Source organism: Dialister hominis (assembly GCF_007164725.1).
GTDB classification, from domain to species: Bacteria; Bacillota; Negativicutes; order Veillonellales; family Dialisteraceae; genus Dialister; species Dialister hominis.
On sequence record NZ_AP019697.1, the window covers coordinates 16,360 to 36,828 of the forward strand.

Annotated in this window: 22 protein-coding genes and 2 other annotated features; of the genes, 11 read left to right on the top strand and 11 right to left on the bottom strand. The window is 53.0% G+C overall.

What is annotated here, in order from left to right; translation table 11 throughout:
* Positions 1–26: 26 nt before the first annotated feature.
* The gene (locus tag Dia5BBH33_RS00085; protein ID WP_143332096.1) at positions 27–1,220 is read right to left on the bottom strand and encodes a DNA polymerase IV; all 1,194 of its coding nucleotides are present in this window, start codon (positions 1,218–1,220) and stop codon (positions 27–29) included.
* A gap of 162 nt (positions 1,221–1,382) precedes the next feature.
* On the opposite strand from Dia5BBH33_RS00085, the gene Dia5BBH33_RS00090 reads away from it, so the two are divergent.
* The 6 genes from Dia5BBH33_RS00090 (at position 1,383) to jag (ending at position 4,839) form a co-directional block, all read left to right on the top strand.
* The gene (locus Dia5BBH33_RS00090) at positions 1,383–1,892 is read left to right on the top strand and encodes a flavodoxin family protein (protein WP_143332097.1); all 510 of its coding nucleotides are present in this window, start codon (positions 1,383–1,385) and stop codon (positions 1,890–1,892) included.
* Positions 1,893–2,103: 211 nt separating this feature from the next.
* Positions 2,104–2,241 (top strand): 50S ribosomal protein L34, encoded by a 138-nt coding sequence (rpmH, locus tag Dia5BBH33_RS00095; protein ID WP_008860520.1) that lies wholly within the window; start codon positions 2,104–2,106, stop codon positions 2,239–2,241.
* Positions 2,234–2,614 (top strand): ribonuclease P protein component, encoded by a 381-nt coding sequence (gene rnpA, locus Dia5BBH33_RS00100; protein WP_022381673.1) that lies wholly within the window; start codon positions 2,234–2,236, stop codon positions 2,612–2,614. Before rpmH ends, rnpA begins: the two co-directional genes overlap by 8 nt.
* Positions 2,611–2,820, top strand: coding sequence for a membrane protein insertion efficiency factor YidD (yidD, locus tag Dia5BBH33_RS00105; protein ID WP_108850200.1), 210 nt, complete (start codon positions 2,611–2,613; stop codon positions 2,818–2,820). The genes rnpA and yidD overlap by 4 nt, the downstream gene beginning before the upstream one ends.
* 184 nt (positions 2,821–3,004) lie before the next feature.
* Complete coding sequence (locus Dia5BBH33_RS00110; protein ID WP_022381672.1) at positions 3,005–3,979, top strand: YidC/Oxa1 family membrane protein insertase; 975 nt, start codon at positions 3,005–3,007, stop codon at positions 3,977–3,979.
* Positions 3,976–4,839: an RNA-binding cell elongation regulator Jag/EloR gene (gene jag / locus Dia5BBH33_RS00115; protein WP_022381671.1), complete on the top strand. Its 864-nt coding sequence runs from the start codon at positions 3,976–3,978 to the stop codon at positions 4,837–4,839. Before Dia5BBH33_RS00110 ends, jag begins: the two co-directional genes overlap by 4 nt.
* Before the next feature lie 343 nt (positions 4,840–5,182).
* Here the strand turns inward: jag and Dia5BBH33_RS00120 are convergent, their stop codons facing one another.
* The 7 genes from Dia5BBH33_RS00120 to Dia5BBH33_RS00150 form a co-directional block, all read right to left on the bottom strand.
* Positions 5,183–5,875, bottom strand: a complete 693-nt coding sequence (locus Dia5BBH33_RS00120; protein WP_108850199.1) for an amino acid ABC transporter permease — start codon at positions 5,873–5,875, stop codon at positions 5,183–5,185.
* Between the two features lie 9 nt (positions 5,876–5,884).
* Positions 5,885–6,568: an amino acid ABC transporter permease gene (locus tag Dia5BBH33_RS00125; protein WP_108850198.1), complete on the bottom strand. Its 684-nt coding sequence runs from the start codon at positions 6,566–6,568 to the stop codon at positions 5,885–5,887.
* 67 nt (positions 6,569–6,635) lie between these two features.
* Positions 6,636–7,478 (bottom strand): transporter substrate-binding domain-containing protein, encoded by an 843-nt coding sequence (locus Dia5BBH33_RS00130; RefSeq protein ID WP_143332098.1) that lies wholly within the window; start codon positions 7,476–7,478, stop codon positions 6,636–6,638.
* A gap of 12 nt (positions 7,479–7,490) precedes the next feature.
* Positions 7,491–8,333: a transporter substrate-binding domain-containing protein gene (locus Dia5BBH33_RS00135; protein ID WP_022381667.1), complete on the bottom strand. Its 843-nt coding sequence runs from the start codon at positions 8,331–8,333 to the stop codon at positions 7,491–7,493.
* A gap of 16 nt (positions 8,334–8,349) precedes the next feature.
* Positions 8,350–8,832: a GNAT family N-acetyltransferase gene (locus Dia5BBH33_RS00140; RefSeq protein ID WP_108850196.1), complete on the bottom strand. Its 483-nt coding sequence runs from the start codon at positions 8,830–8,832 to the stop codon at positions 8,350–8,352.
* 14 nt (positions 8,833–8,846) lie between these two features.
* The gene (locus Dia5BBH33_RS00145) at positions 8,847–10,196 is read right to left on the bottom strand and encodes an MmgE/PrpD family protein (RefSeq protein WP_143332099.1); all 1,350 of its coding nucleotides are present in this window, start codon (positions 10,194–10,196) and stop codon (positions 8,847–8,849) included.
* A gap of 6 nt (positions 10,197–10,202) precedes the next feature.
* The gene (locus Dia5BBH33_RS00150; protein WP_022381664.1) at positions 10,203–11,330 is read right to left on the bottom strand and encodes a glutathione S-transferase family protein; all 1,128 of its coding nucleotides are present in this window, start codon (positions 11,328–11,330) and stop codon (positions 10,203–10,205) included.
* Positions 11,331–11,420: 90 nt separating this feature from the next.
* Positions 11,421–11,673 (bottom strand) — a binding site (T-box leader).
* A 45-nt stretch (positions 11,674–11,718) separates the two neighbouring features.
* Positions 11,719–11,928 (bottom strand) — a binding site (T-box leader).
* A 346-nt stretch (positions 11,929–12,274) separates the two neighbouring features.
* On the opposite strand from Dia5BBH33_RS00150, the gene Dia5BBH33_RS00155 reads away from it, so the two are divergent.
* From Dia5BBH33_RS00155 to Dia5BBH33_RS00165, 3 genes are all read left to right on the top strand, one after another.
* A complete protein-coding gene (locus tag Dia5BBH33_RS00155) occupies positions 12,275–13,465 on the top strand; it encodes an MFS transporter (RefSeq protein WP_022381663.1) in 1,191 nt (396 codons plus the stop codon).
* 13 nt (positions 13,466–13,478) lie between these two features.
* A complete protein-coding gene (locus Dia5BBH33_RS00160; RefSeq protein ID WP_143332100.1) occupies positions 13,479–14,360 on the top strand; it encodes a LysR family transcriptional regulator in 882 nt (293 codons plus the stop codon).
* Between the two features lie 176 nt (positions 14,361–14,536).
* Positions 14,537–14,776: a hypothetical protein gene (locus tag Dia5BBH33_RS00165; RefSeq protein ID WP_143332101.1), complete on the top strand. Its 240-nt coding sequence runs from the start codon at positions 14,537–14,539 to the stop codon at positions 14,774–14,776.
* Positions 14,777–14,926: 150 nt separating this feature from the next.
* On the opposite strand, the gene Dia5BBH33_RS00170 is transcribed toward Dia5BBH33_RS00165, so the two are convergent.
* The 3 genes from Dia5BBH33_RS00170 to Dia5BBH33_RS00180 all read right to left on the bottom strand — a co-directional run bounded on the left by Dia5BBH33_RS00170 (position 14,927) and on the right by Dia5BBH33_RS00180 (position 18,039).
* Positions 14,927–16,504, bottom strand: coding sequence for an IS1182 family transposase (locus Dia5BBH33_RS00170; protein WP_143332102.1), 1,578 nt, complete (start codon positions 16,502–16,504; stop codon positions 14,927–14,929).
* A 111-nt stretch (positions 16,505–16,615) separates the two neighbouring features.
* Positions 16,616–17,032: a MarR family winged helix-turn-helix transcriptional regulator gene (locus Dia5BBH33_RS00175; protein WP_143332103.1), complete on the bottom strand. Its 417-nt coding sequence runs from the start codon at positions 17,030–17,032 to the stop codon at positions 16,616–16,618.
* Positions 17,029–18,039: an alpha/beta hydrolase gene (locus Dia5BBH33_RS00180; protein WP_108850191.1), complete on the bottom strand. Its 1,011-nt coding sequence runs from the start codon at positions 18,037–18,039 to the stop codon at positions 17,029–17,031. The genes Dia5BBH33_RS00175 and Dia5BBH33_RS00180 overlap by 4 nt, the downstream gene beginning before the upstream one ends.
* 112 nt (positions 18,040–18,151) lie before the next feature.
* On the opposite strand from Dia5BBH33_RS00180, the gene Dia5BBH33_RS00185 reads away from it, so the two are divergent.
* Both Dia5BBH33_RS00185 and Dia5BBH33_RS00190 read left to right on the top strand, forming a co-directional pair.
* Positions 18,152–19,033, top strand: a complete 882-nt coding sequence (locus Dia5BBH33_RS00185) for a LysR family transcriptional regulator (protein ID WP_162501730.1) — start codon at positions 18,152–18,154, stop codon at positions 19,031–19,033.
* A gap of 88 nt (positions 19,034–19,121) precedes the next feature.
* Positions 19,122–20,465: an MATE family efflux transporter gene (locus Dia5BBH33_RS00190; RefSeq protein ID WP_108850189.1), complete on the top strand. Its 1,344-nt coding sequence runs from the start codon at positions 19,122–19,124 to the stop codon at positions 20,463–20,465.
* Positions 20,466–20,469: the final 4 nt, after the last annotated feature.

Below are 20,469 nucleotides of genomic sequence, written 5' to 3' on the forward strand. Positions count from 1 at the left end.
ACGCCTATGAAAACAGGGGAGGAAATTCACTCATCCTTGTTTTTTCCCTTCCCGGAGTCCTTCTTCGCTTCTTCTTCCAGCCAGAAGCCCTTCCGGAGCGCCTGCCTGCCGAATTTCTTCTGAATCTCATCCATCGCGCGGGCGGCCTTTTCCCGTTTCTCCCAGTCATGGGAAAAGAGGGACGTCATGCGCGGGCCGGAGGAAAGATTCGAGCCCGTGACGCCGATCAGGCGGATGCCTTCCCGGATGGGGATGCGCTGGAGGAGTTCCTGGCACATCGCGTAGATTTCCTCCTGCAGGTTCGTCCCGTCTTCCCGGGACATGGAGCGCATGACCGTCTCGAAAGAGCCGAAGCGGATTTTAAGGGAAATGGTTCTGGCAGTGAGATCGTGCTTCCGGAGCCTCTGCGCGACGATGTCGCTGTGGATGGCAATCTGCCTGTCGATTTCCTCGGGATCGGTCAGGTCGTGCTCGTACGTTTCCTCATCCCCGATCGACTTGATCTTCCGCTCGGACTCGATGGGGCGGTCGTCCTTTCCGAAAGCAAGCGCACGGAGCTCTCCGCCGCGGCTGCCAAAGAGCGACTCCAGCTCGCCGGGCGGCGCATTCTGGATATCCGCGATCGTCTTGTAGCCCGAAGCGATGAGTCTCTTCTCCGTCACCTTCCCGACGCCCCATAGACGGCGGACGGGAAGCGGGGCAAGGATTTCCTTTTCCTTTCCGTAAGGGATAATGAAAAGGCCGTCCGGCTTATCCATGTCGCTTGCCATCTTGGCGAGGAACTTGTTGGGCGCAATCCCGACAGAGGCGACGAGGTGGACCTTGTCATAGATTTCTTTCTTGATCGCGCGACCGATGGCACCCAGCGTCTTGTATTTCTCGCCCATGCCCGAAATGTCCAGGAAAGCTTCGTCTAAGGAAATCGGCTCGTACGCATCGGCATAGTGGAGCATGATCTGATGGATTTCATCCGACGCTTTCTTGTAAGCATCGAAACGGGGCCTCACGAAAATGCCTTCCGGGCAAAGCTCGTGCGCCTTGAGCGACGGCATCGCCGAGTGTACGCCAAACTTCCTTGCTTCATACGAAGCCGTGGCGACAACGCCCCTTCGGGAATCGCCGCCGACGATGACAGGTTTTCCGCGCAGCTCGGGATTGTCCCTCTGCTCGACGGACGCGAAGAACGCATCCATATCCACATGCATGATCCAGCGTTTCATGAGGCTCCTCCTTTCTTTTTTCTGTATTCATCATAAGAGAAGGGGAAGGGCGGTGTCAAACGCGCTTTTGACAAAAAACGCCCTTCCATGTACTATTAAAAAGGCGCTTAATCAAGAGTCCGGCGCCGTTCATATCATTAGTTCAATGAGGAGGAACTATCTATGAAATCTTTAGTACTCTGGTCTTCCCGTACAGGAAATACGAAAGCCATCGCCGAAGCCGTTTATGAAGCGCTTCCGGACGAAAAGGACATTTTCGAGGAAGGCCGCCAGCCGTCAGTGGACGGGTATGATTTGATTTTCGTCGGCTTCTGGGGCTTCCGCCGCGGAGCTGACTTCACTGCGCGCCGCACGATCGAGTCGCTGCATGGAAAGAAGGTTGCCATCTTCGCAACCGCCGGCACCTATCCGGATTCCCAGGCAGCCAGGGATTACCTCGACAATGCAGCCGCACTTCTTCCGGAAGATTCCGAATGCCTCGGCACCTTCATCAGCCAGGGCCGCGTTCATTCCTTCCACATCGGAAAGCGCAGCGAGCACGCCAAGCTCGTCCATCCGATGACCCCTGACAGACTGGCACGTCTGCAGGAAGCGGAAAAGCATCCGAATGAGGACGACTTCCGCCGCGCAGGAGAATGGGCCGTTTCCATGGCAGAAAAAGCACAGGCCTGAGTCTTTTGAGAAGACGCTTCCGGAACCTTTCGGGGGCGTTCTTTTTTTTATGCAAAGAAAACTGGGAAATGAAAGAGAAAACAGAAGAAAATAGGAATAAATCCGTCTTTTGTAAAGGTTTTTTCATTGACAGCCATGCCCGACTTAGCTATAATTAGTCTGTTATGGTGCAGATAAATGGCACTGCCACTACGTAAGGAGGTGTTGACTAATGGCAAAGATGACGTTCCAGCCGAACAATCACTGGAGAAAACAGACTCACGGTTTCCGCGCTCGTATGAAGACGAAAGCAGGCCGTATTGTTCTGAAGAGAAGAAGAGCAAAAGGCAGAAAGGTATTAAGTGCCTAATCTAGAGAACAAGGAACAGACGGGGCACCGCTTGCTCCGTTCCTACCGGATCAGACAGAACAGGGATTACCGAAGAATTTACCGTTCCGGGAAAAGGTTCAGCAACAGGGCTGGACTGCTTTATGTCACCAGGGTCAAGAGCGGAGACATCCGGATCGGTTTTGTAACGACGAAAAAAATCGGCCATGCCGTGGACCGCAACCGCGCAAGACGGCTGATGAAGGAGGTTTACCGCCTTCACCGGGCAGAACTTTCGCCCAATTATGAGGCGATCATGCTGGCAGGAAGCTTCCTGACCACAGCGACTTATAAGGAGGCGGAAAAGGCTGTCCTGGCCTTGTGGCGTAAAGCCGGAATACTGGTGCAGTCATGAAGAATCTGCTTATCGCATTGATACGATTCTACAGGACCTTTATTTCACCCCTTAAGGCTCCCTGCTGTCGTTTTTACCCCACCTGCAGCGAATATGCTCTGCAGGCGGTACAAAAATATGGCGCCCTGAAAGGCAGCTGGCTCGCCGTCAAACGGATTTGCAAGTGTCACCCTTTTCATAAGGGTGGATACGATCCTTTGCCGTGACCGCTGCTTTTTTTGATAGGCCCATCCATTCAGGCGGCTTTTACAAGCACCCATAACAAAAGCCAAGCAAGAAAGCGGTGGATTTCCCCGCTGCGGATTTCCGCACAAAACTCACCCGGCTCTTGAAATTCAGAAAGCCGGGGCATTTAACGGTTGGAATACAGACCGTATAAGGAGTCAATGAATGAGTGATTTTCAGATACCGCTTCTGAGTACCTTTGTAGGCTTCCTCGCAGACATCATGCGTGTCAGCCTCGAATTCTGCTACAAGTTTACAAACGATATGGGCTTCCCGAGCTACGGGATCGCGATCATTGTCCTGACAGTGATCATCAAGACCCTCCTGCTCCCGTTTGCCTTAAAACAGATCAAGTCCATGAAGGCCATGCAGGAAATCCAGCCTGAAATGCAGCGGATCCAGAAGAAGTACAAGAACGATCCGAACAAACTGCGTGAAGAAATGGGCAAACTGTACAAGGAACACGGCGCTTCGCCTCTCGCAGGCTGCCTGCCGCTCCTCATCCAGATGCCATTCCTGGTTTCCATTTACTATGCCCTTCAGGGATTCGCCTACGACCCGGCTCATGAAAGCTTCCTCTGGCTGCAGAGCCTTGCCGTACCGGACTCCACCTATATCCTCCCGATCCTTTCCGCTGCGTCTACCTTCGTCATTTCCTGGCAGACCACGCCGAAAGATGCTCCTGGCAACCAGAAGACCATGCTTCTTCTCATGCCGATTATGATCGGGTGGATGTCGCTGAACTTCCCAAGCGGACTTGTCATTTACTGGATCGTCTGCAACCTGTACCAGCTCGTGCAGCAGACCATCATGTATCGTGAAGAAATGGTTGACCGTCTCGGCGTTTCCAAAAAAGGCGTACTGACAGTCCATAACCATGAAGACGAAGATGAAGTCAAGACCGAAGAACCGAAGAAGAAAAAGGTCATTCGCAAAAGAGTCATCAAAAAGGTAGTCAAGAAGAAAGAACCGGAAGCAGCCGAAAAAGCTGAAAGCGAAGAACAAGCTGAAGTAGCTCCGAAGGCAGACGCTCCGAAAGAGGAAACAAAAGAAGAAAAGAAAGCTCCCGAAGCAAGTCCGGAAGCAGAAGATAAAAAGAACAACGATAAGAAACCCGGGGAGGCTGATGAAACGAAATGAGAACAGTCAGAGTCACAGCAAAAACAGTTGAAGCCGCAGTAGAAGACGGCATAAAACAGCTGGGAATCAGCCGTGAAGAAGCAATCGTTCATGTCGTAGAACAGCCCTCCGGCGGACTTTTCGGATTGATCCACAAGAAACCGGCCGTCGTCGACGTATCCGCCGTAGACGAACCGGAAGCAGAAGAAACTCCGGAAGCACCGAAAGCCGAAGAAACACCGGCAGAAGCACCAAAAGCCGAAGAAACCAAGGAAGAACCAGCCAAGGAAGGAACCGAAGAAGCTGCAGAAGCTCCGGCTGAAGCCGCTGAAGAATCCAAGGAACCTGAAGAAACAGAATCCAAGGAAAACGAAGAAAAACCGGCTCACAAAGAAGGCAGAGAAGAAGCCCCGTTCAATGCGGAAGAACAGGAACAGACCGCTGAAGAAGCGAAGAAATTCCTCGAAAACGTATTCAAGGGCATGCACCTCAACGTCACCATGGAAAAAATGATGAACGAAGACAGAATCCTCCTCTCCCTCCACGGAGAAGGCCTCGGCATCCTCATCGGCAAACACGGCCAGACACTGGATGCGCTTCAGTACCTGACAAACCTTGCTGCTGGCAAATCCTTCCGTCACCACTACTTCGTCATGCTTGACGTGGAAAACTACAGAGAACGCCGCCAGGACACCCTGGAAGCCCTCGCACACAGACTCGCAGGCAAAGCAAGAAGAACCGGCGAACCCGTCAAACTCGAACCGATGCCGGCAGGAGAACGCAGAATCATCCATCTCGCACTGCAGGATGATCCCTCCGTCTCCACCGAATCCGAAGGAGAAGCACCGTACAGATACGTAGTCATCAGCCCGAACCGCTGAGACGAAAACAAATGACTCCCGTGAAAACGGGAGTTTTTTTGTGCGGGAAATGGGGCTTGAAGCACCGCCGCATTACCTTTCCTCCCTTCCCAAACGAGCGGGAAAGCTGTCCCCGTCAGGGGAAAGTGGCCATTATACCGATGATTGCTTATGAAATCATGGAAGTGTTTGCAGAACTTTTAAAATGGCCGAAAGGGGTTCATTTCCCCAAGGCAAAGCCTTGGTTGTAAGGTTTTCAGATAACACAAATATATATGTTGGTATCCTCTGCTCGTATATACCCACGCAAAAGGGCCTGCGGCGAAATGATTGTACATTTCGTCACAGACCCTTTTCTATTTCCCTATCTCAGGTAGAAGCCTGCTCTTCTTTCAGCGAAGCGGAAGCCTCTTTCGATGGCTATGCTGAGCGCCCAGTAGATGAGGGCGGCGGAGATGTAGATCTCGAGGTAAAGGTTCGTCAGGGCAGCCTGGATATTGGCGGCGCCGAAGAGTTCGACGACGGTGATGAGGGCTGCGATGGAGGTGCCTTTGAGGAGATTCAGGACTTCGTTGGCCATCATGGGGAGAGCGAAGGTGAGTGCCTGCGGAAGGATGATGTTCTTCACGGTGCGGTAGGTGGAAAGGCCTATGACCTGGGAGGCTTCGATCTGTCCTTTGGGGACGGAGTAGAAGGCGGAGTAGAAGATTTCCGCAAGGTAGGCTCCGGAGTGGAGGCCAAGTCCGACGACGGCATAGGCGAATGGCGGGATCTCGGCGATGAGGGTGAGATCTGCCTGACCGCGGATCATGAGGAGGATCATCGGCAGTCCGTAGAAGACGACGTAAAGGATGATGAGTGTCGGTACGGCGCGTCCGAGAAGGATATAGGCCTGGGAGACACGCTGCAGGACGGGGATGCGGTAGATGCGGGAAAGGGCTGCCCCAAGTCCCAGCACAATCGCAAGAAGGAGCGAGAGGAGGAGAAGTTCCAGCGTCGCAGGAAGGTAGGGGAGAATCTGAAGTGTCATTTTCTCCATTTGGTCAAAGTTCAGCATATTTCCTCCTTACGCATAGCGGAATGAACGGTTCACGATGATGACGCCGATCTGGACGATGGCGCAGAGGGCGATGTAAATGAGCCCGACGTCAAGGTAAAGTTCCAGGTGGTGGTAGCTGTAGGCGCCCATGAGGTCTGCCTTGCTCATCATGTCGACGACGCCGGCATTGAAGATGAGGGATGTATTCTTGAGGCAGGAAATCAGGGTATTGCCAAGGACCGGGACAGCGAAGCGGAAGGCCTGCGGGAAGATGATCCCGAGGTAGGTTCGCTTCTTGGTGAGGTTCATGGCGCGGCAGGCTTCGAGCTGTCCTTTTTCGACGGCCGAGAGGGCGCCTCTCACGACTTCGGAGAGGTAAGCGCCTTCATGAAGCGACATCATGAGGAGGACGAAGACGATGCCCGGCACGGAGCGGATGTCCGATGCGCCGAAGGCGCGCAGCACCTGCGGAAGTCCGAAGCAGATGAGGAAGAGCTGGACGAGGAACGGGGTGCCGCGGATGAAGGAAATATAGACGGAGGAGATCTGCGAGAGGACAGGGGTCTTGTGGATCCTTGCCAGCGCAGTGACGGCTCCTATGGCAAGCCCGATCGGGAAGGAGACGGCTGTGACGAAGAGCGTCACGTCAAGGTAGGAGAGCAGGATAGGGAGCGAGCTTACCATGTAATTGAGATTGAAGAATTGGTCCAAGAGAAACGCCTCCTTTCAGGAAAGGGTCTTGGAAATGAAATGACAGAGTCCCGGGCTCTGTCGGGTCTTACTGCTGTGGTACGGTGTAATCCTTGCCGAGGAACTGTTCAGAGAGTTTCTTGAGCGTGCCGTCGGCCTTCATGTCTTTGAGTGTCTTGTCGATGGTGTCGGCCAGTTTCTGGTGGTCGTCATCCTTCTTTAATGCAAAGTAGGTAGGAACACTGGAAATGACAGGGCCTACGGCTTTGATCGGAAGGCCGAGTGTCTTTACGGCGTCTGTGATGGAGACTTCATACTGCGGGGTAGCATCGGCGCGGCCGGTGACGACGAGGTTTGCGCCTTCGGTGAAGCCTTTGTCGGTATAAATGAGTTCAATCGGAGGGTTGTAGGTCTTGTTGAGATCCTGCAGCTGACGGACGGCCTCGCTGTTCGTCGTGACAGCGACCTTCTTGCCTTTCAGATCTTCAAGGCTGTTGATATCGTTCCTGTCATTCCTGACGGCAATCTTTCTGGCGGTGTAGTTGTTGACTTCCTTGGTATAGATCGTCTTTGCGGCTCTTTCGTCCGTATATCCGACCTGATTGGCTACGATATCCGCCTGGCCTGATTCGATGGCGACGAAGGCGGCAGAGGTAGGCATCATCTTGTATTCGAAGTGGATGCCGGGGTTCCTTTTTTCGACTTCTTTCAGGATTTCCACGTCATAACCGGTGAGATTTCCTTTTTCGTTCACATAAGTGAAAGGACGGAAGGTGCCGCGGGTGGCAACGATATAGGTTTTTGATCCGGCTGCCTGGCTCTTGGCGGCTGAGGAAGCGGCATCCTTGTCTCCGCCGCATCCGGCAAGGGTGACGACGGATGCGAGTGCCAGAGCGGCTGCTGCTCCTTTAAGAAGAGAAGAAAAGTTCATGGGCGCTCCTTTTTACTGCTGCGGTACGGTGTAATCCTTGCCGAGGAACTCTTCAGAGAGTTTCTTGAGTGTGCCGTCGGCCTTCATGTCTTTCAGTGTCTTGTCGATGGTATTGGCGAGTTTCTGATGATCTTCATCTTTTCTCAAGGCGAAGTAGGTCGGGTCGCTGGCGATGACCGGTCCTACGGCTTTGATCGGAAGTCCGAGTGTCTTGGCAGCGTCTGTGATGGAGACTTCATACTGCGGGGTGGCATCGGCGCGTCCGGTGACGACGAGGTTGGCGCCTTCGGTGAAGCCTTTGTCGGTGTAGATCAGGTCCATCTTCGGATCCATGGTCTCATTCAGCTTCTGGAGCTGGCGGGTGACTTCGCTGTTTGTCGTGGTGACGACCTTCTTGCCCTTCAGGTCTTCGAGGCTGTTGATGTCATTCCGGTCATTTCTGACGGCCAGTTTTCTGGCGGTGTAGTTGTTGACTTCCTTGGTGTAGATCGTCTTTGCGGCGCGTTCTTCATTGTAGGTGATCTGGTTGGCGACGATGTCGACCTGGCCGGATTCCATGCCTACGAAGCCTGCAGAAGGCGCCATGGTCTTGAATTCAAAGTGGATGCCGGGGTTTCTTTTTTCGACTTCCTTCAGGATTTCCACGTCATAACCGGTGAGGTTGTTCTTGTCGTCCATGTAAGTGAAGGGGCGGAAGGTGCCGCGGGTGGCTACGACGTACGTCTTGGCGCTGCCTGCCTGGCTTTTGGCGGCAGAGGCAGAAGCGTCCTTGTCTCCGCCGCATCCTGCAAGGGTGATGACGGAAGCGGCAGCGATGACGGTGGCTGCGATTTTGAGGATGGATTTAAGCTGCATGGTGAGGTCCTTTCGATCAGAGATACGATTTTTTCATGTAAACGGTTTGGTGGCTGTTGCCGGGGAGCGTCTTTGTCTCGACGGTTTCAAATCCCCAGGATTCATACATTTTGACGAGCCAGGGATGCTCAGCGGCTGTGCCGAGGGTGACGGCGGGGGTGCGGAGTTCCTCTTTGAGGACTTGTTCTTCCAGGAGGAAGAAGAGTTTCCTTGCGTATCCCTTGTGCTTCTCTTCCGGTCTTGTGGAGACCCATCCAAGGTGGGGCACGCCGTAGGGGCCCGGTTCCTTTACCCATGGCATGCGCAGTGTGATGGCGCTGACGAGGCGGCCTTCGATAAAGAGGCCGTAGGTAGGATTCAGGATGAGCCCGCGGATGAGTTTTTCTTCCGGGAGCGTGACGGCGGCGAAGTCGATGCCGAGCTCCCCGTCTGCCTGATAGGCATCATGGACGAGGGCGGCGTATTCATGGCCGTCATTGACATTCAGTAAGCGGTACAATTTGACTTCCTTTCTTATACATGGCGGGGCGCTTCGGAGAGAAGCGAGAGAAGCTCTTTCATGGAAGGCCTTCCGGAGAGAAGCGTGATCATTTCTTCTGCGTACGCTTCATCGGAAGCGGCGGCGAGTTTCTTCGTGAGGTCGCCTTTGGTGAAGGGGTGATCGGGCGAGCCGTCCGGTTTCAGGATTTCTTCTGTGAAATGCCTGCCGTCCTTCGTATCGGCTGTGACGATGATGCGGCGGACTTCCTGTCCGGCAGGGGGAAGGTCTTCCTTGATGCCGAACTTCGGAAGGGCTCTAATGAAAGCGGCCGGCGTCTTTGCCAGGCGGAAGAGGTCGTCGTCGACGTCTCCCTTCGTGAGGATCTGCCAGGCGACATATTCCATCGAGAAGCGGCCCTGCTGGCCGGTCTTCGGCGCATGGTAGTGGAGCGAGTAGCTTTTGCCGGGCGGGAAATGGAAGATCACTTTAGAGATGACATCCAGCGTGACGCCTTTCTTCCAGAGTGACTTCAGTGCGGCGGCGCCGGGGATGGCGGCGGAGCAGTACTGGTGCTTCTTCATCCAGAGGCCCGGTGAAATGAGCTCGCCGGGGGAAAGCCAGCGCTTGGAAAGGGCGCCTTCTGCGATCGTCTTTCCTGCCGTGACGGCGGCCCATCCGTCGTCGTTGTTGAAGGCGCTCGTGCTCGATGTGAGAGCGCAGTCGCGGATGAGGAAGTAGGAGAAGACGGCGTTTCTGGCGGCAAATCCGGAGTGGAGGGGCTTGGTGTCTGTCCCTGCCTCAAGGCCGAGGCCCGCGGATTCCGTTGCGCCCAGGGAAAGGAGTTCGCTCGCTTCTTTCAAGGGAAGGCGGCGGAAACGGGCAATGGCAGCGGCGGCTCCGATGGGGCCGATCGTGGCTGTCGGATGGTAGCCGCGTTTTTTGTGGGCCGGATTCACGAGTTTCCCGAGGAGTCCCTCGGTTTCGGCTCCGGCTGTGTATCCTGCAAGGAAATCTTCGAAGGTATCGGAGGGATCCGCAATCGCAAGGAGAGCGGAGAAGATGACGGTGCTGAAGTGGCCCATGAGGTTCGCTTCTGCGTCGTCAAAGTCCAGGTAGTGGGATGCAAAGCCATTGAAGAAGGCAGCGTTTTCCGGCGTCGTCCTTACATCAAAGCCAAGAATGTCCCTCTCGCCTTTGCGTGTGGCAAGGAAAGCGGCTGTCCTTCTGACGGCTTCTTCCCTGCTTCCTGCCAGAGCGGATGCGAGGTAGTCGGCGAAGGCTCTTCTTCCAGCCTCAGCCAGATCGGGGCGTCTTGTGACGTCTGTCTTTAGGATGAGGCTTGTCAGTTCCTGCGTGATGGGATCCATGATTCCTCCTTTCATTCCTGATTATTTCTTGGAAAATTTCTCTGCTCTGTCATTCGGTTCCAGCCAGCGGCTGTCATCCGGGCCTTTCGGCATGAGTCTTGGCATATCTGCAAACGGGGTGTGGTCGACGTAGTAGAAGCGAAGACGCATGGAGTTGAAGTCCGTGTTCCCTCCGAAGGCCGGGTTGCTGAAGAGGTCTTTCGCGTAGTTCCAGAGGTTCGGGTAATCGACGAGGCGTTTCTTGTTCAGAAGATATTTCTGATAGAAGACGAGGTCGAAGCGGGTCAGCGTGACGAAGAGGCGGATGTCCGGAGAGGTGATGGTATCGCCCATGAGGTACCGGCGGGTGGAAAGTCTTTCTTCCAGCCAGTCCAGACGGTCGAATACGAGATCATAGTAGTATTCGTATTCTTCCTGCGTCCCTGCCAGAGCCGCCAGATTCACGGCCAGATTTACGTCGGCATAGATGACGTCGTTCAGTGCATCGATGTCGTAGCGGAGTTCTTCGGGATAAATATCCGGAGCGTCCTTGTCGATGTATTCCTGCCAGCCTTCATAGAGCTGGATGTCAAGGTCGTGGTAGTCGTTGTTGACGACAGCGCCGGTCGTGACGTCGACGAGAGCCGGGACGGTCGCGCGCTGGTCGTAGTCCGGATTTCCCTTCTTGTATGCTTCCATGAGGGAATGGATCTTGAGGACGGGGTCCACATCATCCTTGTCGAGTGTGAAGTACCAGCCGCCTACGACACCTGCCGGGCGAAGCGGATCGACGACGCCTTTGGAAATGACTTTGTCCAGGCCCAGGAGGTCGATTGCAATCGCGATGCGGTTTGCCCATGGGCAGTGGCGGGACCAGATGAGGCGGTAACGGCCCGGCTCTACAGGGAGCTGGCCCTTGCCGCTGCCAAAGGAGGCAGTGAACTGCGGTTCTTCATCGTCGTCGTATTTCTTTCTTGCTATGTTGAAGTTCGAAGCGTCCTCTCCTTCGCCGTACTCCTTGTCGATGCCGTTGGAGCGCGGGTTGGTAGACTGGAACTGGGAAAAGTCGATCGGGCAGGGGTTCATTGCGCGTTTCACTTCTACGTGCGCACGTGCTTCGCGGATGCTCGGGTCAATGATAAAGTCTTTGATTTTTTCGAAATCGGCCATGGTATGTTCCTCCTACGGAATAAGAAATTATTCGCCGCGGGGAGGAAAATGGGCCTAAAAAAGCCTCCGCCCCGGGCATTCATTTGAATGTCAAGGGACGGAAGCTCCGTGATTACCACCCTGATTCGCCCTGGGGTCACCCCGCAAGGCCTTTTGAAGTGCTTATGGGACCCGGTCAGGCTCCATACACTCCTGCGCTGTAACGGGCGTCTCCCGGGCCGCCTATTTCGTTCGGCGCGCCAGCTCAGAAATGCACTTCACTATCTTACGGTGTTTCCCTTCTCACCTTCCGGGAACTCTCTTTGCGCTTTCAGACAGTTACTCTTTTCCTCATTGCCATGATGGATTTCTATGCTTTGGACAGATATAAAAAAAACTCTCCTCCCCATAAAGGGACGAGAGCTTAGCTTCGTGATTCCACCCAATTTCATGTATTTCTACATCTCATGCGCGCTGTATCGGGCGCTCCCGCTGCGGCTACTTCATTCGCCTGCAGGGCTCGGAAATGCACTTCGCTGATTTCTCCTTGTCCGCTTCCACCGTCCGGACTCGCTTGAAAGGAAAAGGTTCAGGTACTCTTTTTCTTCATCGCCAAAATTATGTTGCACTTACTTTACCATTCCTATAGAAGCTTGTCAATGCAAGAAATAGAAAAATTCGTATATGAATTTCACGCTTTTCATCCTGCGAATCCATACTATTTGTATAAATAAAATAAAGAAGAAACAGCAGCATGGAAAAGAATCAGGAATGAAATAAAATAAGAAACCCATTTCCTATAACGAAATTGAATAAGAAAACCTGCGGAATAAGAAACGATGAAAGTAAAATGTTTCTCTTCTCTTGATAAAACATTTCGGTTACCAACTCTTTATTCTTAGGGAGTATAATAAGAAAAGGACGGGAAACCGCCCCATTCAACTAGAAAAGAAAGGAGAGGGGATATGAAAAACTGGAAACATGTCATATACCTCGTCTGCGCGATCCAGATCGGCGCAGGCATCTCCATGATGGGCATCATGTCCTTCCTGCCTTTGTTCCTTTCCGAGCTCGGCATCACCGATCCCGGCGAGGCTGCTTTCTGGGCAGGAATCATCATCGGCGTCACACCGTTCATGATCGCATTCTCCGCACCGTTCTGGTCGATCCAGGCGGACAGGCGGGGACCGAAGACGGTCATGTCGATCGTCCTTATCGCCGTCGTGCTTTCGTCCTTCTTCAGCGGCATAACGACAGCGCCCTGGCAGCTACTGCTGCTCCGCACCCTGCAGGGACTTGTCGGAGGCTTTGTCCCAATAGGTCTTTCCATCGTCGTCTCTGTCACACCGGAAGAGAAGACGTCCTGGTCGATGGGATACTTCCAGGCGGCCATGGTCATGGGCATCATGTTCGGACCGCTCCTTGGCGGCGCTGTGGCAGATACCTTCGGCTACCGCATGCCGTTCTACGCGTTCTCGCTTCTTGCTTTCCTCTGCCTTATTGCCCTCCAGATTTTCCTGCCTGACATCCACAGGAAAGGGGCGGCGAAGGAAACGGACTCCACATGGAGCCAGATCAAGTTCTTCATGAAGATTCCGCGTGTGCGCATCATGACATTCATGCAGTTCCTCTGCAACTTCGGCATCACCGGCATCGGGCCGATCCTGCCGCTCTATATCAAGTCGATGATGGGGGATTCGCCCATCGTTGCGACCGTCGTCGGGTTCATTATCTTCATTTCCGGCGGCTGCAGCGCGCTCGCATCGCTCAATACCGGCCGCATCACGTCGCGCTTCGTCATCCATCGGGTGCTCATCACCGCGACGATATTCGTCGGCTTCACCTTCATCATGCAGTACCTCATGACGACCGTCGCGGGACTTGGTTTCTTCCGCGGCATCACGGGCCTTGGCATGGGCTTCATCGCACCGTGCACGAATACGATCATCGCCAAATCTGTGCCGCCTGAAAAACGCTCGATCGTCTTCGGCGTCGTTTCTTCCGTCTTCCTGATGGGCAACGTCGCCGGCCCTGTCTGCTCGGGCGCCATTGCAAACTACTTCGGCTATGCCATGGTCTTCTGGTCCACAGCTATCGCTTTCTTCCTTGCTGCCTGCGTCATCATCTGGAATTTCAGGGGCGAAAAGGAAATTTAAGTAAGGAGTCATTATGGAAATCCGCGTTTTGAAATACTTTCTCACGGTCGCCCGCGAAGGGAGCATCACGAGAGCGGCCGAGATCCTCCACGTCACGCAGCCTACGCTTTCCCGCCAGATCCTGGAGCTTGAAAGGGAAACGGGCGTGAAACTCCTGGACAGGGGCAGCCGTCATGTGAGCCTTACCTCTGACGGGCTCCTTCTCAAAAGGCGTGCTGAGGAAATCGTCGATCTCGTCGACAAGACGGAAAAAGAACTCTCCGGCAACAAGACCGTCGAGGGCACGGTAAACTGCGCCGGCGGCGAGCTCCTTGTCATGGATCATTTTTCTGATCTCATCATGCGCTTCCAGGAAAAACATCCCCTTGTCCGTTTCGATATCAATACGGACATCACGGGGAGGGTGAATGAAAAAATGGACTCCGGCCTGATCGACACGGCCATCTTCGTCCGTCCCTTTGATGCGGAGAAGTATGACTACGTCCCGATCGGCCCCGAAGCCCGCTTCTGCGCCGCCATGAGGACAGACGACCCTCTGGCACAGAAGGAACATGTCACAAAAGAAGATCTTGCAGGAAAGAAACTCGTCCTCATAAGCCGCGGAGAACTCAATGCGGATATCCGGAGCTGGCTGGGAGACGTCTGTGAGACAATCCAGACGCCCATCCACTGCGACCTTGGCGCGAATTCCTCCCTCTTTGCCAAGAGGAAAGGACTCTATATCATCACGACAGAAGGCACCATGCCGCTTGTCGACGACCGCATCGTCAAGTACGTCCCGCTCTACCCGGAAATGCGCATCCAGACAGTCGTAGCATGGAAAAGAGGCCAGCCCTTCGGACGCGCCGCCCAGGCCTTCATCGAATTCCTCAAGGAAGAACTGGGAGAAAAATAAAAGAATAAAAGAGGCTGTGGGAATGTGACATCATTTCTACAGCCTCTTTTTACATGCCTCGGCTTCCACTATTCATTTTATGTATGGATGAGTCATGAAAATGGGCATTGGATATGATTTCCTTCTTCTTCTACAATACAGATAAAGAGAGCGTCACAAGCGCTGGAGGAGGAATCATGAAGAAATATATTTTAGCCGCCGTCCTTCTGCTTGGCATGGCAGGAGCTGCGGGTGTGAGCTACGGGAGCGGCTCGACGGAGGATCTGATGGCTCCGATCGCTTATACAGACTGGGAAATAGGAAAATCCAAACCGACGACAGGAAATCTCGTCGCTGTAAGGGATATGAACACGGCGGTCCCGGCCGCTGTGCCACCCGCCTGCCCAAGCCAGAAGAAAGTATGCAGTGGAAAATAGCGTAAAAAAGAGCTGTGACAAAATGGGAAATCATTTTGCCACAGCTCTTTTTTGCGTCTTTATTTCATCATTTTTAGCTCTGCTGTAAGCCTTTTACGTAAAAATGCGCGTAAGCCCCCTTACCCCCATAAGACTTTTAATTATATTGTCTTAGGCGGCAATCCTTATACGCATTATTTTTGTGATGTATTTCCTTAAATTATAGCCAAGTGCTACCAGGTATAACTCGGCTTTTACAGAATCTATCCCTTTTCTGACGATTCTTTTGTACCATCTGTCATGTTTCATGATTCCAAAAGTTCCTTCAGCCTGGATTGACCGGTTCATTCTTAGCAGGGCTCCATGGATGCTTTCCAGATTATCCTGAACCTCCTGGTACATGTTATTCCGTTCTCTGCTCAATGAGATTCTTTTGTTCTTCGGGGTCTTTTTACATTGCTCTGCCAGCGGGCATCCTTGGCAGTCTTCGCATTCAAATACTTCCTCCTGCCTGCCGTATAAGTTCCCTCTGACCAGATGTCTATAGATAAATTTGAAAGCCCTGTCATTTGGACAACGGATGGTTCCATTCTCATCAACTCTAAAGTTTATTGGCCGAAACGGATTGGTATGGTATTTCTTGTCTTTCGTTTCTTTCTTGTACATGGGGAATTTCATATACTTTTCCATACCGTGCTGCTCGCAATAGATGTAATTGTTGAAAGATCCATATCCTGCATCTGCCACAGGATACTTAGGATAAGCCCCATAGACTTCGTGGAATTCCTCCATCAGCGGTACGAAGCAATCCATATCTGAACGATACTGGTTAACATCAATTACGGCAATAAATTCATCGGCAACACCTATTTGGACATTGTATGCAGGCAGAAGCTGATCATTTCCCATGTAGTCCGACTTGATTCGCATGAATGTTGCATCCGTATCGGTCTTCGAATAACTGTTTCTGGAAGTACCGCATATCTGTATCTTCTCAACATATTCTTCAAGTTTTGATGTATATGCCTTAAGCTGCTCATACTTGCGTTGATGATCGGACTTGCGATGCCCGCTTCCATGAACAAAGGCCGTCTCATCAATCTGCCAGATTTCTTTTAATTTATCCAATACCAGACGCAGATAGTCCGGAGCGTATTCTGTATTGATGTTTACACTCATATGGTCATACTTAAGATCATCATTGAGTAACTCAAAAAGGCTGGTAATCTTGGCAAAAAGCTTGTAGCGGGATTTTTCAGCGGATTTCTTCCATACCCAGCTGTATTTATTTGCGTTCGCTTCAAACTTGGAACCGTCAATATATATATGCTGCAAATCCACGTTGAGTTTGCCGCAGAGTTCTTTCGTAATTGAATAAAAGATATCCTTGAGAGAATACTTAAGAAAGCCCTTCACGAAATGACAGAATGTCCGATAGGATGGGGCTTCATAATTCATCAGGTACATATATCTGATATTAACCCTGCAATTATCTTCAAGTTTTCTAAAAGAGCAATATCCTTCTTCTGCGAAACCATAGATGATCGTTTTCAGCATGTTGACGGGATTATACCTGGGTCTGCCAGCGCCACGCGTCGGTATGTAACGAAGGTACTTTTTAAGATCGATTTCCTCCATAAATCTGTCATACATTAAAACAGGATCATCGACATTGAGAATCTCAGAGGGAAACATTGGCAAAATGCCTTGTTCTGCGGTAAAATGATTGCTAGTGTTGTTATTTTTCATTGTAAAAAATTATAACACGAAAGGCTCTGCCCCGGACCAAATGATCCGGGGCAGAGCCCTTTTTGTTGGGATGAATTTTGTCACATCCCCCTCTTTAACTTGAGGAATCTCTTAAAGGTTCTTTTCTATTTTATCCAGAAGTCTTGCGAGCTCCTCCATTTCTTCCTTTGTCAGGGAAGAGGTGAGGGCATCGTTTGCTTTTTCATCGAGGGCGGAGTATTCTTCCGTGAATTTCTGCCCCTTCTCTGTCACGGTGAGGATCAGGTTCCTGTGATCGGAGGGGTCGGGCGTCCTCTTGATGAAGTTTTTCTTTTCAAGACGCTCTGCCAGGGATTTCACCGTGTTCGGCGTCTTTTCGATGAGGCGCCCCAGCTCCTTCTGGATGAGGGGCTGGTTTTCGAAAATCGTCTTCAGGGCGACCCACTGCTCGACGGTCATGCCTTCTTCCTTGAAGATGAGGTCGATCTGGTAGTGGACCTTCCTTGCGATGCGGCAGAGGGCATAGCCCGGTGTTTCGTCTAGTTTCATTTCAGGTACTTGTTGAAGAAGTCCGTGATGATGGAGAGGGCTTCGGCCTGATCCCAGTAGACGCCGCCATGGGCTGCGCCTTCGACGAGGTAACGGCCAGAGGGGATGCCTTCCTTCCGGAGTGCCTGGAAGAGAAGGTCTGTCTGGCTCGGGGAGACGACGAAATCCTTCGTGCCATGCATGAGAAGCATAGGAGCGCTGTTCTTTCCGACGTAAGTCATGGGATCAGCCGCCTTGGCAGCAGCAGGATCGGCCAGGATGCCGCCGTCACGTCCGCCAAAGACAGGAGAGCCGTTCACCCAGAGGGCTTCGGTAGCGCCTGCGGACTTGTGGGCTTCCTTCACGGCGTCGGAGTAATCATCGCCGATGCGTGTGAGGTCGGAGAGGCCATAGAGATCGACAGCTGCCTTGACGCTGCTGGACTGGTCGAGGTTTTCGCCCTTGTCGAATGTCGTCGTGCCGCTTGTCACGCCGGCCATGGCAGTGAGGTAGCCGCCTGCGCTTCCGCCTACGATTCCGATGCGGTCAGGATCGATATTGAACTTCTTGGCATTGGCGCGCAGGTAGCGGATGGATGCCTTCACGTCTTCCAAAGGCTGCGGGAATACAGCCGTCGGAGCGACGCGGTATTCGATGGATGCGACGACGTAGCCGGCTTCAGCCAGGTGCATGCGGAGCTGGATGCCGTTATCCTTGTTGGCATTGATGAAGCCGCCGCCCGTGACGTAGACGATCGCCGGAAGCGATGTCTTGGACTGGGGTTTCAGGATATCCATCTTCATGGCGACGTTCTCATAGCCGCGGGACGGCACCTGTTCATAGACGACGCCGGAGATCTGCTTGATTTCCGGTGTCACGACATTGACTTTCAAAAGATGGCTCTCTGCCTTGTTCGGCATATTGGCCGTTGAAGAATCGACATTGATAGTAGGTTCCATAGCGAATGCGCTTCCTCCCGCAAGTAAAAATCCGGACAGCGCAAGGGCTGTCAGCCATTTCTTATTCATATAGACTCCTTTCCGCCTTTCGGCAAGGACAATTCATTTGACAATTCCATATTAGTACGATATGTTACTAATTGTCAAGACGCCCTTTAACGGGCAGGAGGAAATCATGGACATGCGTGTGATTCATTATTTTCTGGCGGCCGCCAGAGAGGGAAATATCACAAAGGCAGCGAAGCGTCTCCACATGACGCAGCCGACGCTTTCCCGTCAGCTGGCCGAGCTGGAGTCTGAGCTTGGTGCGCGTCTTTTCGAGCGCTCGAGCCGAAGGATCACACTGACGAGCGAGGGCATCCTCTTCCGCCGCCGCGCAGAGGAAATGGAAGAGCTTCTGGCCAAGACGAAGGAGGAAATTTCTTCGGGAGAGGAACTGGCAGGGACGGTCTCCGTCGGAGGCGGCGAGCTCCTTGTGACATCTGTCTTCGTTTCCCTGATACGGAAGTTCCAGAAGGAGCATCCCCATGTGTTCTTCGATTACCAGACGGGGGTCACGGACCGCGTCACCGAGCGGATGGACATGGGCCTCATCGATGCGGCTGTCCTTGTCCGTCCCTTTGATTCGGTGAAGTATGATTCCGTCCCGATCGGTCCCGATGCTCGCTGGGGCGTCATCATGAGAGCGGATGATCCCCTCGCGGAAAAAGAATCCATCCGGAAGGAAGATCTTCTGGGGAAGACGGTCATCCTTCCCGGGCGCCTTGAACTCAATGCAGAAATCGCAAACTGGCTGGGGAGTGTAAGGAAGACAATCACGTCCCCAATCAAGTGGGACCTGGGCGGAAGCCGCGTGATCCTTGCAGAAGATCCTGGCTGCTATGTCATTACGACAGAAGGCGCAGCCGCGCTTTTTGATGAAAGACGCCTCTCCTTCCTGCCGCTTGAACCAAAAAGGAAGATAGAGACGGTCATTGCATGGAAGAAGGACCAGCCTTTCGGACGCGCAGCAGAAGCTTTCATCAGGTTCCTCCAGAAGGAAGCGGCAGAAAAGGGCCTTTGACAGGACCGGATGCCGCCTTATTATCCGTTAATCATTTTGTGATTTTTGTTATAATAAGAAATATAGAATAAGAAGGGATTACGGATATATGAGAAAAATGGACATGCTCCATGGGTCGATCGGCGACAAGACGGTTTCTTTCGCCATACTTCTGGCGGTCACAGGGATCTGCCAGCAGCTTTTCAATGCCATCGACATCATCATCATGGGGCGTTTTGTTGGTAAGGAAGCCATGGCCGCCGTCGGCAGCAATGCGCCGGTCGTCGGGCTTCTCGTTACGTTCTTTGTAGGGATTTCCCTTGGCGCGAACGTCGTCATTTCCCAGTACACGGGGCAGGGAAATCTGGAAAAAGTAAAAAAGGCCGTGCATACGACGATCGTCTTCGCCGTTCTGACGGGCATTCTTTTTGCCGTGCTCGGCGTTTTCAGCGCGGATTCAGTCGTCAGGCTCCTTCAGGTGCCAAAGGAAGTCGAGACAATGTCCCGCGAGTACCTGGAAACCATATTCATCGCGATGCCGGGCATCCTTGTCTATAACTTCACCTCGGCGATTTTCAGGAGTCAGGGCGATACGAGGACGCCGCTCATGTGCCTCTTTGCGGCCGGCACATGCAAGGCATGTCTGAGCCTTTTCCTTGTCGTCTACTGCGGCATGGATGTCGTCGCCGTGGCGGCTTCCACCGTCTTTGCGACGCTCATGAGCTCTTCGCTTCTTCTTTACCTCATGAAGAATACGAAGAGCGCGATCCACATTTCCTTCCATGATATGAAAGTGGACTGGGGGATTCTCCGCCAGATCCTTTCCATCGGTACGCCGGCCGGCGTGCAGGGCGCTGTCTTCAGCCTGTCGAATGTCGTCATCCAGGCGGCCATCAACAGCCTCGGCGCAGAGGTCATGGCAGCTTCGGCGGCTGCTTTCAATCTGGAAATCCTTGTGTACTACATCATGAATTCCTTCGGGCAGGCATGCACGACATTCACGGGGCAGAACTACGGCGCAGGCCTTCTTTCCCGCTGCAGAAGGGTGGGGAAGATCTGCACGCTGCAGAATCTGGCCGCGACGGTCGCCTCTTCCATGATCGTGCTGGCGGCAGGGCCGTACCTCCTTTCCGTTTTCAGCTCCGATCCGGAAGTCATTGCGCTTGGCATGATCCGCCTCGAATTCATTTTGATTCCTGAACCGCTCAATATGATTTCTGAAGCTGTTTCAGGTTTCCTTCGTGCCTTCGGAAAGTCCCTGGCGCCTGCCATGGCAGCGCTCGTCGGCATCTGCGGCACGCGTATTCTTTACGTTTTCACTATTTTCCCGACGCACCAGACCTTCACCTGGCTCATGGCGGTCTATCCGCTGAGCTGGCTGGTCGCTGCCGCCGGCATACTTTTCGTTCTTTACTATTACCGCAAGCTCTACATGGGGCCTGACCGCGTGTAGACCA